Raw genomic sequence first — 16,227 nt, 5'->3', positions numbered from 1 at the left:
CGCTGTTAGCCCTCGAGTTTCGACTTATCGCGCACCGCACCTTTGTCTGCACTGGTGGCAAGGTTGGCATAAGCTTTAAGTGCTAGCGAAACGATACGTTCGCGATCTACTGGTTTCCAGCCCAGCTTGTCTTGTTCTGCGCGTCGAGCAGCAAGTTCAGAATCAGCAACGTCTAATGTGATGCTGCGTGATGGGATATCAATGCTAATGGTGTCTCCATCTTTAACAAGGCCGATTGTGCCGCCATTGGCCGCTTCAGGAGAGGCGTGACCGATAGATAGACCCGAAGTACCGCCAGAGAATCGACCATCAGTGAGAAGTGCACACTCTTTTCCTAGGCCCATCGATTTTAGGTATGTCGTTGGGTATAACATTTCTTGCATACCTGGACCGCCTTTTGGCCCTTCGTAGCGAATAACCACAACATCGCCCGCTTTTACTTTGCCGCCTAAAATGCCATCAACCGCATCTTCTTGGCTTTCAAAAACAACAGCGGGACCTTGGAATACAAGACAGCTTTCATCTACACCAGCGGTTTTAACAATACAGCCGTCTAAAGCGATATTACCTTTGAGCACGGCAAGTCCACCATCTTGGCTGTAGGCGTTGTCTTTTGTACGGATACAGCCATTCTCACGATCATCATCTAAGGTATCCCAGCGACAACCTTGCGAGAATGCTTGAGTAGTGCGAATACCAGCAGGACCTGCGCGATAGAACGACTTAACTTCCTCGGAATCTGTCAACATGATGTCGTACTGATTGAGTTGTTGTTCCATGGTAAGACCTAGAACGGTCTTAGTTTGATTGTTAAGCAAACCAGCGCGATTAAGTTCACCCAAAATACCGATCACCCCACCAGCACGGTGAACATCTTCCATATGGTATTTAGGGGTTGAAGGAGCCACTTTACACAGGTTTGGGACACGGCGAGACATTTGGTCGATATCTTCCATATCGAAATCTACTTCACCTTCTTGTGCGGCTGCCAATAGGTGAAGCACCGTGTTGGTTGAACCACCCATAGCGATATCAAGCGCCATCGCGTTCTCAAAAGCATCTTTGGTCGCGATGTTACGTGGAAGGGCCGTTGCATCATCTTGCTCGTAGTAGCGCTTAGTCAGGTCAACGATGCGCTTACCAGCATTTTTGAACAGTACTTCACGGTCTGCGTGAGTCGCAAGTAGTGAGCCGTTACCTGGTTGAGAAAGACCTAACGCTTCTGTTAGACAGTTCATCGAGTTAGCAGTAAACATGCCTGAGCAAGAACCGCAAGTTGGGCAAGCTGAACGTTCAACTTGCTCACTTTGCTCGTCAGAAACCGTAGGATCAGCACCTTGGATCATGGCGTCAACCAGATCGAGTTTGATGATCTGATCAGAAAGCTTAGTTTTCCCAGCCTCCATCGGGCCACCAGACACGAAGATCACTGGAATGTTCAGGCGCATTGAAGCCATCAACATCCCCGGAGTGATCTTGTCACAGTTGGAGATACACACCATAGCGTCTGCACAGTGGGCGTTGACCATATACTCCACAGAGTCGGCAATAAGTTCACGTGAAGGTAGTGAGTACAACATACCGCCGTGACCCATCGCGATACCATCGTCAACGGCAATGGTATTGAACTCTTTGGCGATGCCGCCCGCTTCTTCAATTTCTTTGGCGACCAGTTGGCCAAGATCTTTAAGGTGAACGTGACCCGGAACAAACTGGGTAAACGAGTTTACAACAGCAATAATTGGCTTACCGAAATCTTCCTCTTTGACACCTGTTGCACGCCAAAGTGCACGAGCACCAGCCATGTTGCGACCATGAGTTGTGGTGGCTGATCTATATTTAGGCATTGTACTTCTTCCTTATTTTGCTGATGCTGGGTTTTGTTCTGGGTATACGTAATCTAGCCAGCCCCACTTATCTTCAGTGGTGCCATTGAATAAGCCAAAATACGCGTCTTGCATAACTTTGGTAATTGGACCGCGTTTACCTGTGCCAACATCGATTTTATCAATGCTGCGTACCGGAACGATTTCAGCGGCGGTGCCGGTCATAAATACCTCGTCTGCGAGGTAAAGTGCTTCACGAGCAATATTAGCTTCACGAACGTCGTAGCCCATATCTTTTGCAATCGTCATGATCGAGTCGCGTGTGATGCCCGGTAGGATGGCGCTGGTTGCTGGTGGAGTTGTGATAACACCATCTTTGACTACAAAAATGTTCTCACCAGCCCCTTCTGATAGGTAACCATCAACGCTAAGAGCGATGCCCTCGTCATAGCCGTGACGACGCGCTTCACCGCCAACCAGCAATGAAGAAAGGTAGTTACCACCTGCTTTTGCAGCGGTCGGAATGGTATTGGGTGCGGCGCGGTTCCAACTTGAGATCATCGCATCAACACCGTTTGCCAGTGCTTCTTCACCTAGGTAAGAGCCCCAAGGGAAAGCAGCGATGATGAGTTCCATTTGTGTGCCTTCTGGAGGACAAACCCCCAAACCAACATTACCGACAAAACCCAATGGGCGAATATAAGCGGATTCAAGCTTATTCTGGCGTAGCGTTTCACGGGTCGCTTCCATGATTTCTTCTTCAGTATAAGGAATTGGGAAGCGGTAAATTTTAGCGGAATCTTTCAGGCGCTTGGCATGCTCTGGATGACGGAACACGACAGGACCATTAGGCGTGTTATAACAACGAACCCCTTCAAAAACAGAAGTACCATAGTGCATTGCATGAGTTAAGACGTGAACGTTCGCCTCAGCCCATGGAACCATCTCACCATTAAACCAAATAAAATCTGCTGTACTTTTAGCCATTTAGCATTCCTTCCTTATGCATTTGTTCTTGTAGGTTATGATTGGTCAGTTCGTTGTGTTTAAGCTCTGTCACCTCAATGGTGCGAATATCCCAAAGCTTCTCAATCTGGTTGATTAACGTCGTGATAGGACGATTGCTATCAACAATGATCTCAACACTGGCAATCTTACTTTCATGGTTTTGTGTTGCAGCCACTTGTTTAATGATAAAGCCACGATGGCGAATGACGCGCAAAACGCGCTCTAGTAAGACAGGTTTGTCATCGGCTTTGATGTCTAGTAAATATCTGTCCATTAGGTATTCTCCAACATGTCACTATTTGAGGCGCCTGGTGGAACCAAAGGCCATACGTTTTCTTCTTCATCTATCAACACATGAAGCATGTACGCGGTTTTGCTCTCTAGCATTTCTTTGAGCGCAGGCTCGACTTCTTCTTTGCGAGTGATGGTTTTTCCTGGGATATCGAATGCTTTAGCAAGCATGACAAAGTCAGGGTTATCATCCAAAATCGTTTCGCTGTGTCGACCATCAAAAAACAGTGACTGCCACTGTCTAACCATACCAAGACGTTGGTTATTTAACAGCACAATTTTGACGGGTATTTGTCGGCGCTTCAGTGTGCCTAGCTCTTGAACATTCATCATGAATGAACCGTCACCAGTAATTAATATGGATTGGTCTTCAGGGCAACCGACAGCTGCTCCCATAGCGGCAGGAAGGCCAAAGCCCATAGTGCCGAGCCCTGCTGAAGTAATGAAGTTCTCTGGCAACCTCGGTTGGATGTGTTGTGCTGCCCACATTTGATGCTGGCCCACATCTGTCGATACAATTGATGAATCTGGCATCATATCGGATAGCTGCTTCAGAAGTAGCGGAGCGAAAATTAAGTCACCAGGATGGTCATAACGCCACTTAAAGCCGTCACGTAAGCTTTCGCTATGATGTGCCCAAGAGGCAATATCTTTCGACATTTCAAGCTGTGGCAATATGACATTGATGTCACCACGAAGTGCGGCATGAGCTTTTCTGAGCTTGTTGAATTCTGCGGCATCAATATCGATATGAATCACTTTGGCATGAGGGGCAAAGGTATCCAGTTTTCCTGTCACTCGGTCATCAAAACGAGCACCAACCACGATCAAAAGGTCACATTCTTGAACGACTAAGTTTGCGGCTTTTGTTCCGTGCATGCCCAACATGCCTAAGTAGTGGGGATTGTGTCTTTCTATCGTTCCCAAGCCTTTGAGTGTGCTGACACTAGGCATAGGATTGAGTCGTAAAAATTCACGAACAGACTCGGTAGCATGGGCAAGTTGCACTCCTCCACCCACATAAAGAACCGGGCGAGAGCTCTGATCAAGCAACTGCTGTGCTAATTGAATCTGCTCTTGTGATGCGACCGGCATTGCTGGTGGTGTGAAAGGTGGTAGGACATCGACCGGAGCATTAGCAAGTTGGACATCTTTAGCAATATCGACAATAACAGGTCCGGGTCTGCCTGTTTTGGCAACTTCAAATGCTTCGGCAAGGGTTGGGGCGAGTTCTTCAATCTCTGTGACTAGATAGCTATGCTTAGTACAGGAGAGTGACATACCAATGACATCCATTTCTTGGAATGCATCGGTACCGATGTGGGAACTGGCGACTTGACCAGTGATAGCGACTAGGGGGATGGAATCGAGGAAAGCATCGGCAAGGCCGGTTACTAGGTTGGTGGCGCCGGGGCCGGAGGTGGCCATACAAACTGCAACGTCTTTAGTGGCTCTTGCCAATCCTATGGCTGCCATTGCGGCGCCTTGTTCGTGTCGGCAAAGGATATGTTCAACCCCACCATCGTACAAAGCATCGTAGATTGGCATGATGGCCCCGCCAGGATAACCAAAAACCGTTTCAATACCTTGCTGCTTCAATGCGGCTACAACTAATTCAGCACCTGTCATTATAGCCTCCTTGATTGTCACGCTTGCTGTCGTGACCATTTGTCGTTCGATTGCACATGGTGTGCTCCATTTCTTCCTATCATTTCCACCGAGTGAGGTTTCTATGAGTGATCATTATCAAATTTATATTTTGAGTTTGTAAAAAAACCCCCGGACTTTTCAGTGCGGGGGTTTTTTTGAATCTCGTGGTTATTTTCCGCCCACATGCCCCCGTGTAGTACCAATCAGGACCACAATAATCAGGCTAATCAGAGTGTGAGAGTGAGCGTTAAAAGTCATTATCTTGTTTCTAAATCGTTGCGTTAATTCTAACGAAAATGTTTGCGTCACTAGTGGTATCACAAATTTCTGTTACCTGACAAGCAAAAAATCATACTTTTTTCACATTTACTCAGCATTAAATGTGGCTGTATAACATAGGGTATATATAAAACTCTGACTTTTAACCATCTAAGTGAGAGAAGTCGGAAGGAAAAAGGGATTTCATGGGATTATCGATTATTTATAGTCGAGCGAGCGTTGGTGTTGAAGCTCCACTGGTAACGGTTGAAGTCCATATCAGTAACGGCATGCCAGGCTTTACACTGGTAGGACTTCCTGAAACCACAGTCAAGGAATCAAAAGACAGAGTTCGCAGTGCAATCATCAATTCTCGCTTCGAATTTCCTGCCAAAAGGATTACGGTAAATCTTGCTCCTGCGGATCTGCCTAAAGAGGGAGGGCGGTTTGATCTTCCTATTGCGTTAGGCATTTTGGCAGCATCTGAACAGTTACCGCATGATAAATTGCTTGCTCATGAATTTGTTGGGGAGTTGGCACTGTCGGGAGAGCTGAGAGTTGTAAAAGGTGTGTTGCCAGCTGCATTGGCGGCGAATAAAAGCGGTCGATGTTTGGTGGTGCCAGAAGGCAATGGGAATCAAGCAGCGCTAGTCGGTCGAGATGACCACAAATCCGCTTCAGGACTGTTAGAGGTATGTGCGTACTTAATGGGACAGCAAGCGTTGTCTCTGTATACCGACACCAAACCAAACAAAATGGCACTCAAAACTCGCGATCTTCAAGACATTATCGGTCAGCAGCAGGGAAAGCGTGCACTAGAGATTGCAGCGGCAGGTAACCACAACCTGCTTTTTCTTGGCCCACCAGGAACAGGAAAAACCATGTTGGCGTCGCGGTTGTGTGACTTGCTACCGGAAATGAGTGAGCAAGAAGCGATGGAAACCGCATCGGTCGCGTCGCTCACGCAACAAGAAATCAATGAAGAGAATTGGAAAACACGACCTTTTCGTGCTCCACATCATTCCAGTTCGATGGCCGCATTAGTTGGCGGCGGGTCCATACCGAGACCTGGAGAAATTTCGTTGGCACACAATGGGCTTTTGTTCCTAGATGAGATGCCTGAATTTGAAAGGAAAGTATTGGATTCGTTGCGTGAGCCACTTGAGTCCGGAGAAATTATCATTTCACGTGCGCAAGGTAAGACGCGTTTTCCGGCGCGATTCCAGCTTGTTGGTGCGTTGAACCCCAGTCCTACAGGTTACTATGAGGGCAATCAGTCTCGTACCAATCCACAACTTATCTTGCGTTATTTAAGTCGATTATCGGGACCATTACTCGACAGGTTTGATATGTCGATCGAAATACCGTCGTTACCGAAAGGGACGTTGTCAGAGGGAGGGGAACGAGGTGAATCGACGCACGTAGTACGACAGCGTGTTCATCAAGCTCGGGATATCATGTTAAGTCGAAGTGGCAAGGTTAACGCGCTGCTACATAGTGGTGAGATTGAGGACTTCTGCCATTTACAAAAAACCGACGCTGAGTTTCTCGAAAATGCACTACATCGATTGGGATTATCGGTACGCGCCTATCATCGAATTATCAAAGTAGCTCGTACGATTGCTGATCTTGCCAATGAACAGAATATCCAAAGAGTTCATTTAGCAGAAGCGTTAGGTTATCGGGCGATGGATCGATTATTAAAGCAGTTGACGGCGCAATCGGTTTAGAGGCAATAGAGGAATCCGTTGCGTTATAGCCCGAAAGAGAGATAAAAGACAACGAATCAACATTCCACAAACAAAGATATTCATAAGCCAAAAATGCGCCGTACTTTTCATCAACACGATGAGTCTGAGCGAAAAAATGGCTTAGCAAACTACGTTGCCAAGCCATGTATAAGGGAATGGATGTGCTTGGAGCTTATTAGAATTTCCAGCTTAGGCCGACGGCGGTGATCCAATCTTTCTCATCGTAGAAGTCGATGTTGGAATCGCTATTAGCGGCACCAGCAAAAGCAACCAGTGATACGTCATTGGAATAGAAAATTCCTGGATATTCATAGGCTAGAAAAGCTTTCCATTCATCATCTTTACGGGTTTGGTCAAAGAGAGGGTTTGATGCATCGTAATCACGTTTCAAATAGCCCAAGGTTAGTGCTAGTTTATGGTTGCCAAACGACATAAATGATGACAATTCAGCGCCATAGGTATTGTGTTTCATGGCATTGCCATCAGCATCCTGCTGGGTATAAATTAGGGCGGGATAAAGCAATACTTGTCGGTTTACGGGTAGCATCATTTTGAACTTGCCGTAGAGGATATCGGCGTTACGATTGAGTAGTTGCGCCTCCTGTGGCGACAAGATTGGAACCCCCGTACCAGAGCGTTCCTCATCCAGTTCGCGTTTACCGTAAGCAAGGTCCAAGCTGAATAATGATCCGGCAATGTTGTCTATTTGGAGACGATAAGCGTTGCCGTTTTCTTTCGTTGTTTGGCGAGCATCCATGGTGTAAGGGTCTTGCCAGACTTTGCCTTCTAAAATAGTTGGCAAGAAAGAAATACTGACTTTGGTTCTATCACTAAAGAGATGCTTGTAACCCGCTTCAAGTGCGACGGTACCAACGGCAATGTCAGCGCGTGAGGTACCTAAAAACAATTGATGAGTGGACTGCGAGCCAAATGTGTATTGAAGACTACCCAAGGGTAGCACCAATGCGCCGCTATCTTCTTGTTGACCGCCTGTGTATTTACGAAACTCATCGTCAGTGTTAGTAAGATTTGATGTTTTACTTGCGTAAGCCGCATTCAATGCAATTTCACCACTAAAGCCGTTGCTTTCACCTAACTTAGCCACTGCACTCTGTGAGATAAGACCAAGCGACACTGCCAAGACACTCCATGTCGTTTTCATAACGGATCCTCATCATATTCTGATTATTTTGGTCGAGAATGTAATTATATGTTTATGCTATGTTATTAGTTCAGAATAAGCTTGTTTTCTATGAGTTACAACACAAATCAGACCAATGATAAAACCATTGCAACAGATGGTCTGGCTTGTACAATTAACCGCCATAAAATTGTTACAAAAGAATCATAGATAGTTGGTTATGCTTGGATACCTACTTTTTATTGTTAGTGCCTCTCTGGTAATTATTAATACCGCATTTTGTTCTATTCCTATCCTTGGGTTTGGCCTCTTGAAGTTTCTGCTGCCCATAAAACCGTTACAGCGGCTGTGCACATCTTTAGCGAACCGATTTATGTGGTTGTGGGCGACGTGTAACCACGGAATTATTCATCTGGTAAACCGTAAATTACAATGGCAAGTAGAAGGGGTAGATTGTCTCAATAAGGATGGTTGGTATTTGATGATCAGCAACCATTTGAGTTGGACTGACATCGTGGTGCTCTGCAGTGTTTTTAAAGATACTATTCCAATGCCCAAGTTCTTTTTAAAGCAGCAACTATTGTATGTTCCGTTTCTCGGTATGGCGTGTTGGGCTTTAGATATGCCATTTATGAAGCGTTACTCACGCGAGTACTTAATTCGGCATCCAGAAAAGCGCGGACAAGACTTAGCGACGACAAGACGCTCTTGCGCCAAATTCAAAGATACCCCGACAACGGTCGTTAACTATGTGGAGGGGACTCGTTTTACGGCTGAAAAGCAAGCCCGAGGCCGTGCAGGGTATGAGTACCTACTTCAGCCAAAATCGGGTGGTATTGCTTATACGTTGGCGGCGATGGGAGATCAGTTCGAGACCATTATTGACGTGACCCTTGCTTACCCAGACAACACGGACCAACCTTTCAAAGACGCGTTAATGGGGAAAATGAACAGGATCGTTGTAAAAGTGAGGGTGTTACCTGTCGATGATCAGGTACTGGGAGATTACTTCAACGATAAACGTTATAAGCGGGACTTCCAAAAATGGTTAGGCGATGTCTGGCGGCAGAAAGACCAAACGTTGAAAGATATTCATACCAAATAAAAAAACGAGCGATATTCGCTCGTTTTTTAACTCAATCGAGACTACTTCTTCAGTAAGAAGTTCACTAGCTCAAAGTACTCATCTAGAGACTGAATGCCACCAGCTTCGACTAGGTACTTGTTGTTGACGATAACCGCAGGAACGCCGGATAGTCCGCTATCTTTAAACTGTTTATCAAAACGACGTACCATAGAATCTACAGCAAAGCCGTTAAATGCGGCATCAAACTTCTTCGCGTCCACGCCTTCATCTAAGAAGATTTGACGCAGTTCTTCATCATTGCGAGGCGGTTTGTTCATGTTATGAATGCGGTTAAACATAACAGGCACCATCTTGTCTTCAATCTTTAACGCCACCATCGTTGCGTAAGCTTTACTCATTGAAAGGCCCATGTTGCCGCCCATAAACGAAACGTGGTTCTTTTGCAACTTAGCATCGGCAGGAATCTTTTTCTTAAGCTGAGCAATGATAGGCTCGAAACTGTTGCAGTGTGGGCAGTAGAAAGAAAAATACTCAGTAACGATAGGTTTAGAGGACTTTTCTAAATCGAGGACTTTGTAATGTGTACCTTCTTGAAATTGTGCTGCACTTACTCCCAGACTGACTAGAAGCGTCGCAAATAATGCGATGATTTTTTTCATTATTTTCTCCATGTGTAAAACAAATCCTTAACAGGAATGGGAATAGTTTGTCACCACTGCGGTTGTAATGAAAGTGGCTTTTCATTCAGCGCGGCTATCTGCTCTTTAAAACCTAGCACTTGTCCTTCCCAATATTTGGCATCATTGAACCAAGGAAAGGCCTGTGGAAAGGCCGGATCATGCCAGCGTTTCGCTAGCCAAGCCATGTAGTGCACCATACGTAGACCGCGTAAAGGCTCAATTAGTTTCAATTGATCGTTCGCTAGGTCACTAAATTCTTGATATCCCTCTAACAGAACATCAAGTTGCATCATCTTGTCCTGGCGATCACCATTGAGCAACATCCATAGATCTTGAATTGCAGGCCCATTACGAGCATCGTCTAGATCGACAAACATAGGGCCGTCACGCCAAAGTATGTTGCCTGGGTGGCAGTCACCATGTAGACGAATGGTTTCACTAGATTGCCAATGCGCTTCAATTTGCGAGATCAACAAATCTAAATCACTAAAAAAAGCATTTTCTAAATGCGCAGGGATGAATGTGGACGACTGTAACAGTTTTCTTGGTTGATACACGTACTCTTCCAGACCAATAGTTGGGCGGTGAATAAAGTTCTTCTTTGCACCAACTTGGTGGATGCGGCCCATAAATCGTCCGACCCATTCTAGTTGTTCTAAGTTATCGACCTCAAACTGGCGGCCACCTTCGCTATTGAACAAAGTAAATAGATAACCTTGATACTCATGAATGGTCTCTCCGTTAATCGATAGCGGTGCCGCAATCGGCACGTCGTTGTCGACCAACTCATTGGAAAAATCGTGCTCTTCTTGGATCTGTTCACGGCTCCAACGTTGTGGTCTATAAAACTTGACCACAAAGCGCTTTCTATCTTCGTCAGTGAATTGGTAAACGCGGTTTTCGTAGCTGTTAAGCGCAAGCAAACCTGACTCAGCTCGAACACCTATGCTTTCTAAGGCATACCACATGAAATCGGGAGTGAGAGCATCAAAGTTAAAGGCTTTATCTGTCATGTATAAAATAAAAGGACTCATTACTGAGCCCTTTTCCTGTAATAGGTAGCTAACGCATCGGTTAGAGCTTCTTAATAAATCGACTCTCTACTTCTGTTGAGAAGTCATTGTTGTCGTTCAGTATAAACTGAATTGTCGACACAGGTGAACTGAGTTGCTCTGGATCGGCACCTAAGCTGATTGGTAGGTTGTAAACTTCTCCCGGCTCAACGGAGATGGTTTGTCGTCCATACCAAGTTGCATTTTCTAGTCCAGAAACACTGAGCGTATATTGTTGCTTTTGTTGTGTTTTATTGATGACCTTCAAGGTGTAGGTATTCTCAACCAGACCATCACTGTTAACTCTAAACAGTTGGTTACGATCCCTAAGAACACTCAGCCCCGCGGGGTCGACGGCCGAAATCTGCACAAAGAACAGGGCAATCATCACCAGTAATACCGAGCCATAGCCTAGCAGCTTTGGTCGCATGACTTTAGTGTGTTTACCTGAGAGGCGGTGCTCGGTGGTGTAGCTGATTAGGCCTTTCTCATAACCCATTCTGTCCATGGTCTTATCACACGCGTCAATACAAGCGCCGCAGTTGATGCATTCGTACTGCAAGCCATCACGAATATCGATGCCTGTTGGGCACACTTGCACACAAAGATCACAGTCAATACAGTCACCTAAGCCCAGCGTTTTGGGATCCGCTTTACGAGAGCGTGGACCGCGAGTTTCACCTCGTTGACTGTTGTAGCCAACTATAAAGGTGTCCTTATCAAACATGGCCGACTGGAAACGAGCGTAAGGGCACATATGAATACACATGATAGAGCGCATCCAGCCAGCATTCGCGTATGTACAACCGGCAAAAAACAGCACCCAGAATACGGGCCAGAAGCTGGCATTTAAGGTGAAAAAGTCGCTAACGAGCGCACCAATTGGTACAAAATAACCGGTAAAGGTAAAGCCAGTTGCTAATGCAATCGCTAACCAAGCAACATGCTTAAGGCCTTTACGTACTATGAGATTGGGACTGAGTTTTCCGCTGTCTTGCTTGCGTCGTTTGTTGGCGCTGCCTTCTAACTTTTCTTCAAACCAGATGTACATAAAGGTCCAGACGGTCTGTGGACATAAGTAGCCACACCATACTCGACCTAAAAACGTGGTGATAAAAAACAGGCCAAACGCGGCCACCATAAACAGTAACGCGAGTAGAGTGAGATCTTGCGGATAAAGTGTGGTGCCAAAAAAGTTAAATTGCTGATTACCAATATCAAGCAATACCGCTTGTCTCTCGCCATAAGGTATCCAAGGTACCAGTGCGAACAATAGGAGTAAAAACCAGCCGCCGTAGCGTCTAAGTTTTTGAAAGGTGCCTTTACTTTCACGAACGTAGATGCGATTGCTGGGGTTAAATCGATCGCCGTTACCTTTGTGGGTTTTGGGGTTGAACGTTTTGGGTGTTACATCCTTTACGTCAATCTTATCCTGACTCATGCTGAGGCTGTCCTTCTAGGGCTGACGGTGCGTTTTGACGCACTCTATCTATTCCGACATTGCTGCGACTCTTTGTTCTGTACGCAGTATTAAAACCCAGCGATTATAACCCTGATAACAATTTTATTTCTTTAACGCTATCAACCTTTAACAACAAAATTAGCGTCGCCTCATATAAAAAGCGACCCTTAGAGAGTCGTTTTTAGAATATTTGGTTATTTGATGATGCCGCGAGCCTTCAGTAGGGCGGTTTTGAAATCGTCCTCTTGATCTTTGGCTAATCCCGGAATCATTTCGTCTTTCTCGCTATTACGCATTTTAAGGTGATAGATCAGCACATCGTCTGTCAGCTCTTCAAGCTTACCTTTGTATCCTGCTTCGTCAGACAATTTTACAATGAATTCCAGCAAGTTAAGGTCTGGTTCTTTTTGCCATTCTGGGTGTATTAACTCAATCAGTTCATTAACGCGGTGGCACTTCATAACTTTCTCCACAATATTTATAAGTATTTTTGAGTAAAAGTACCAAAAATCAGGGCTAATACCAATATATGAAGGAATTGGACACAAAAAAAAGCGCAGGGTGACTGCGCTTTTTATTATGCCGCTTTAACAACTTTAGTTGGAGCTGGTGTTGAAGGAACACTAGGCTCAACAAGCGTCATTGAAGGGGCGATGTTTTTCGCGACAAGAGCAGAAGTGAAACCACTGCGACGACGCGACGCACCATTATTTGAGTACGAAAACCTGACGGGAGTTGGGCGCATTTTTTAACCTAACAAGTCAGGCAATTCCATTGCCAATCTAATGGCCTGATTGCTTATGAGAACATTGAAATGACCTTCAATGTCACTCTTTTTTGACTTATGTCACTCCAAATAAACAATCAGGAATAACGATATGCATGCATATCGTGCATAGAATACCATCAAGTTTGTGTGGATTCGATAGTTTAGGGTGAATTGTTTGGTTGTTTTTTCTACAGTGCATTTGTGCGTCGGATATTTGTTTTCTCTACCAAATTGCGATAAAACGGTAGCACTACCTCGGGATATAAATGGATGTGCGTATGTCTTTTTTTAAGAAAACCTTAGCAAGTTTTGGTATTGGCGCCGCGCGAGTGGATTCTGTTCTTCACCAAGAGTACCTCTACCCGGGTGAAACAGCCAAAGTCACGATTCATGTATACGGTGGCAAAACTGCTCAGACAGTGGATAACATCAATATGAGGCTTTGTTGTCGCTACATCGATGAGGTGGCACGTAGCAATCACAATAACAGCAATCAACCAGGAACACCGAAGAAGCGAGTATCAAAAACCTTTGCACTGCAAACGTGGAAGTTGCCTTATACGTTCACCATTGAGCCTGGAGAAACTCGAGATTTTGAAGTGGAGCTCGATGTACCTTGGAATACACCAGTTACGATTGGCGACTCTAAAGTATGGTTGGAAACCGGGCTAGATATCGCCTTGGCTGCCGATCCAACCGACAAAGACATGCTGACAGTGCGCCCTGATCCTCTACTTGATGGCATATTCTCTGCGTTAGAAGATCAAGGGCTACGGATTCGTCAGGTAGAATGTGAAGCGGCAAAGGGCTTTGCGATGCCGTTTGTTCAAGAGTTTGAATTTGTTCCAACGACAGGGCCTTACCATGGTCGCTGGCGCGAACTTGAGATCATTGCTTACCGCAGCGAAGACGAGCTTAAGTTGTGGTTTGAAATCGATAGAAACAAAGAGGGGGTAAAAGGCATGCTCTCGAGTCTTATTGGATTAGGACAGTTGAAACGAGAAATGCAGCTTCCATGTTCGCTCTCTGGTAAAGAAGCGGGTCAGCAAGTTCTAGCTTATCTAGAGCAAACGACCTAATTTCAGCTAACACATGTTAGCTGAGTGTGGCATACTCTTTAATCACTATCTGTTTAGAGTATGCCTTAATGTCCTCAGTAATCAATTCTAGTTATAGCACACGTGAAGAGTGGGCCAACAGTATCTCTCATGGTATTGGGGTACTGCTGTCCATTGTTGGCTTGGTGCTGCTACTACAAAAAGCACTGGATGCGCACGCCGATGCACTGACAATTACCAGTATGAGTCTGTATGGCGCTAGCATGATCACCTTGTTTCTTGCTTCAACCTTGTATCACTCAATTGGCAACCCTAACAGCAAACGCTGGTTAAAAACCTTCGATCATTGCGCCATTTTTTTACTGATTGCCGGCAGCTACACACCGTTTATGTTGGTGAGTCTCAGGACACCTTTAGCGATAGGACTCATGGTCGTGATTTGGGCTCTGGCACTGATTGGTATCGTTATGAAGCTGTTCTTTGTGTATCGTTTTAAGCGCGCTTCGTTGATTACTTATCTAGTGATGGGGTGGTTATCGGTCATTGTTATCTATCAGTTAGCTAAGCATTTAGCTCCTCCCGGCTTGATGTTATTGGCACTGGGCGGAGCGATTTATACTCTAGGCGTTGTGTTCTATGCCAACAAACGGATCCCTTATAATCATGCGATTTGGCACCTGTTTGTGCTCGCTGGCGCCGCTTGTCATTTTTTTGCAGTGTATTGGTATGTAGCGCCGGTCTAGCGGCGCCAAAATGCAGGGAAGAAGAGAACGAGCAAGGTAAGAATTTCCAAACGTCCCATCAACATACCAAAACTGAGTAACCACTTAGCGGCATCAGGAAGAGGGGCAAAGTTACCGGTTGGACCTATGATATCACCCATCCCCGGCCCCACGTTGGCCACTGCTGTTATGGAGCCTGTAATACTGGTCACTGGATCCAGCCCCATCGCACTCAAACCTGCAGCGATGACGATAATGGTGACAAAAAACATCAACACAAAGGCGACAACGGAACGGACGATATCGTCATTGACGGGACGGTTGTTGTAGCGCTGAACAAAAACACCAGATGGATGAATAAGTTTCATCATTTGCTTATTGAGCAAAGTGACAGCAATTTGAAAGCGGAATATTTTGATGCCGCCGGACGTAGAGCCAGAGCATGCGCCAACCATCATCATAAAAGCAAAGATAACCGAGGGTAACGGGCCCCAAGCGGTGAAGTCTTCCAAGCCAAAACCTGTTGTTGTCACCACAGAAACGATATTAAACATCGAGACACGAAACGCATCATCTAACGCGTAGCCATCTTCCCAAAACAGCCATAGTGCGACCACCGTGCTCGATATCAAAAATAGATAGCTGAAGCCGCGAACTTGGGCATCTTTTAGCAGTATCTTAGGGTCACGTTTTGTTAAGGCAGCGACAAAGAGTAGGAATGGTAACCCACCCAAGAACATAAAGATGGTTCCAACCCAATGAGCACCTTCGGAAAAGTGGTTCATGGAGCCGTCGGATGTGGAATAGCCGCCAGTAGAGAGCGTCGTGAATGAATGGTTAATCGCATCGAACAGATCCATACCCGTGAAAATATACCCGAGCAAGCACAAAACGGTTAGGACTAAATAAACCAACACGATATTTTTCGCGACGGTTTTGGCTCGTGGACTACTCTTATCTGACCAATCTGACGATTCGGTTTGGAATAGGCGCATTCCCCCCACGTTAAGCATAGGTAACACGGCTACCGCCATAACAATAAACCCAATGCCACCCAACCATTGCAATAGTGAGCGCCATAATAGAATGCTCGGTGCCATGTTGTCTAAACCACTGAGGACGGTCGAACCTGTCGTAGTGATACCCGACATAGTTTCAAAGTAGGCATCGGTAAAACTAATATGATTGATAAACACAAAAGGGAGAGCGGCAAATGCGCTGGCTATGGTCCAAACCAAACTGGTGATCAGGAACATGTCACGCACGCTGAGTTTGAAGTCTTTGGTACGCCCTAAAGAGAGGCAAACAAAAGCGGCAAAATGGGTAATAACAACCGCTAAACCAAAATCAAGGAAACCATCGGTACCTGTGAAAAAAGCAACGAGTGTTGGTACATACATAAATAGGGCTAGTTTTGATAGCACTAGCCCTATAACAAATGAAACGGGACGAGCGTTAACCATTAGAGTGCC

Annotated in this window: 15 protein-coding genes; 4 read left to right on the top strand and 11 right to left on the bottom strand. The window is 45.6% G+C overall.

What is annotated here, in order from left to right; translation table 11 throughout:
- Positions 1–5 precede the first annotated feature (5 nt).
- The 4 genes from ilvD to ilvG are packed head-to-tail and all read right to left on the bottom strand — an operon-like array spanning position 6 to position 4,754.
- Complete coding sequence (gene ilvD / locus VTH8203_RS12530; RefSeq protein ID WP_096993977.1) at positions 6–1,847, bottom strand: dihydroxy-acid dehydratase; 1,842 nt, start codon at positions 1,845–1,847, stop codon at positions 6–8.
- A gap of 12 nt (positions 1,848–1,859) precedes the next feature.
- On the bottom strand, positions 1,860–2,813 hold the full coding sequence (locus tag VTH8203_RS12525; RefSeq protein ID WP_096993976.1) for a branched-chain amino acid transaminase: 954 nt from the start codon (positions 2,811–2,813) through the stop codon (positions 1,860–1,862).
- Positions 2,806–3,108 carry an acetolactate synthase 2 small subunit gene (gene ilvM / locus VTH8203_RS12520; RefSeq protein ID WP_096993975.1) on the bottom strand — a complete coding sequence of 101 codons (303 nt, stop codon included), beginning with the start codon at positions 3,106–3,108 and terminating at the stop codon, positions 2,806–2,808. Before ilvM ends, VTH8203_RS12525 begins: the two co-directional genes overlap by 8 nt.
- Positions 3,108–4,754: an acetolactate synthase 2 catalytic subunit gene (ilvG, locus tag VTH8203_RS12515; protein WP_096993974.1), complete on the bottom strand. Its 1,647-nt coding sequence runs from the start codon at positions 4,752–4,754 to the stop codon at positions 3,108–3,110. The genes ilvM and ilvG overlap by 1 nt, the downstream gene beginning before the upstream one ends.
- Before the next feature lie 485 nt (positions 4,755–5,239).
- On the opposite strand from ilvG, the gene VTH8203_RS12510 reads away from it, so the two are divergent.
- On the top strand, positions 5,240–6,763 hold the full coding sequence (locus VTH8203_RS12510; RefSeq protein ID WP_096993973.1) for a YifB family Mg chelatase-like AAA ATPase: 1,524 nt from the start codon (positions 5,240–5,242) through the stop codon (positions 6,761–6,763).
- Between the two features lie 196 nt (positions 6,764–6,959).
- Here VTH8203_RS12510 and VTH8203_RS12505 read toward each other — a convergent pair whose 3' ends face one another.
- On the bottom strand, positions 6,960–7,946 hold the full coding sequence (locus tag VTH8203_RS12505) for a DUF2860 domain-containing protein (RefSeq protein WP_096993972.1): 987 nt from the start codon (positions 7,944–7,946) through the stop codon (positions 6,960–6,962).
- A gap of 199 nt (positions 7,947–8,145) precedes the next feature.
- Between VTH8203_RS12505 and yihG the strand changes: the two genes are divergently transcribed.
- Positions 8,146–9,030 carry a 1-acylglycerol-3-phosphate O-acyltransferase, YihG family gene (gene yihG / locus VTH8203_RS12500; protein WP_096993971.1) on the top strand — a complete coding sequence of 295 codons (885 nt, stop codon included), beginning with the start codon at positions 8,146–8,148 and terminating at the stop codon, positions 9,028–9,030.
- 41 nt (positions 9,031–9,071) lie between these two features.
- Here the strand turns inward: yihG and VTH8203_RS12495 are convergent, their stop codons facing one another.
- The 5 genes from VTH8203_RS12495 to VTH8203_RS24775 form a co-directional block, all read right to left on the bottom strand.
- Positions 9,072–9,671 (bottom strand): thiol:disulfide interchange protein DsbA/DsbL, encoded by a 600-nt coding sequence (locus VTH8203_RS12495; protein WP_096993970.1) that lies wholly within the window; start codon positions 9,669–9,671, stop codon positions 9,072–9,074.
- A 50-nt stretch (positions 9,672–9,721) separates the two neighbouring features.
- Positions 9,722–10,705 carry a serine/threonine protein kinase gene (locus VTH8203_RS12490; protein ID WP_096993969.1) on the bottom strand — a complete coding sequence of 328 codons (984 nt, stop codon included), beginning with the start codon at positions 10,703–10,705 and terminating at the stop codon, positions 9,722–9,724.
- 61 nt (positions 10,706–10,766) lie between these two features.
- Entirely contained in the window at positions 10,767–12,185 is a 1,419-nt protein-coding gene (gene ccoG, locus VTH8203_RS12485) for a cytochrome c oxidase accessory protein CcoG (protein ID WP_096993968.1), read from the bottom strand.
- Between the two features lie 215 nt (positions 12,186–12,400).
- Positions 12,401–12,667, bottom strand: a complete 267-nt coding sequence (locus tag VTH8203_RS12480) for a YihD family protein (protein ID WP_096993967.1) — start codon at positions 12,665–12,667, stop codon at positions 12,401–12,403.
- A 116-nt stretch (positions 12,668–12,783) separates the two neighbouring features.
- On the bottom strand, positions 12,784–12,951 hold the full coding sequence (locus tag VTH8203_RS24775; RefSeq protein ID WP_096993966.1) for a hypothetical protein: 168 nt from the start codon (positions 12,949–12,951) through the stop codon (positions 12,784–12,786).
- A 302-nt stretch (positions 12,952–13,253) separates the two neighbouring features.
- Here VTH8203_RS24775 and VTH8203_RS12470 point away from each other — a divergent pair, with 302 nt between their 5' ends.
- Positions 13,254–14,054, top strand: a complete 801-nt coding sequence (locus VTH8203_RS12470) for a sporulation protein (protein ID WP_096993965.1) — start codon at positions 13,254–13,256, stop codon at positions 14,052–14,054.
- A 68-nt stretch (positions 14,055–14,122) separates the two neighbouring features.
- Entirely contained in the window at positions 14,123–14,776 is a 654-nt protein-coding gene (trhA, locus tag VTH8203_RS12465) for a PAQR family membrane homeostasis protein TrhA (RefSeq protein WP_096993964.1), read from the top strand.
- On the opposite strand, the gene VTH8203_RS12460 is transcribed toward trhA, so the two are convergent.
- Positions 14,773–16,218, bottom strand: a complete 1,446-nt coding sequence (locus VTH8203_RS12460) for a TrkH family potassium uptake protein (RefSeq protein ID WP_096993963.1) — start codon at positions 16,216–16,218, stop codon at positions 14,773–14,775. The genes trhA and VTH8203_RS12460 overlap by 4 nt on opposite strands.
- Positions 16,219–16,227: the final 9 nt, after the last annotated feature.

The organism is Vibrio thalassae, from assembly GCF_900089835.1.
In the GTDB taxonomy this organism is placed as follows: domain Bacteria; phylum Pseudomonadota; class Gammaproteobacteria; order Enterobacterales; family Vibrionaceae; genus Vibrio; species Vibrio thalassae.
This window is presented reverse-complemented; position numbering and strand designations above follow the sequence as displayed.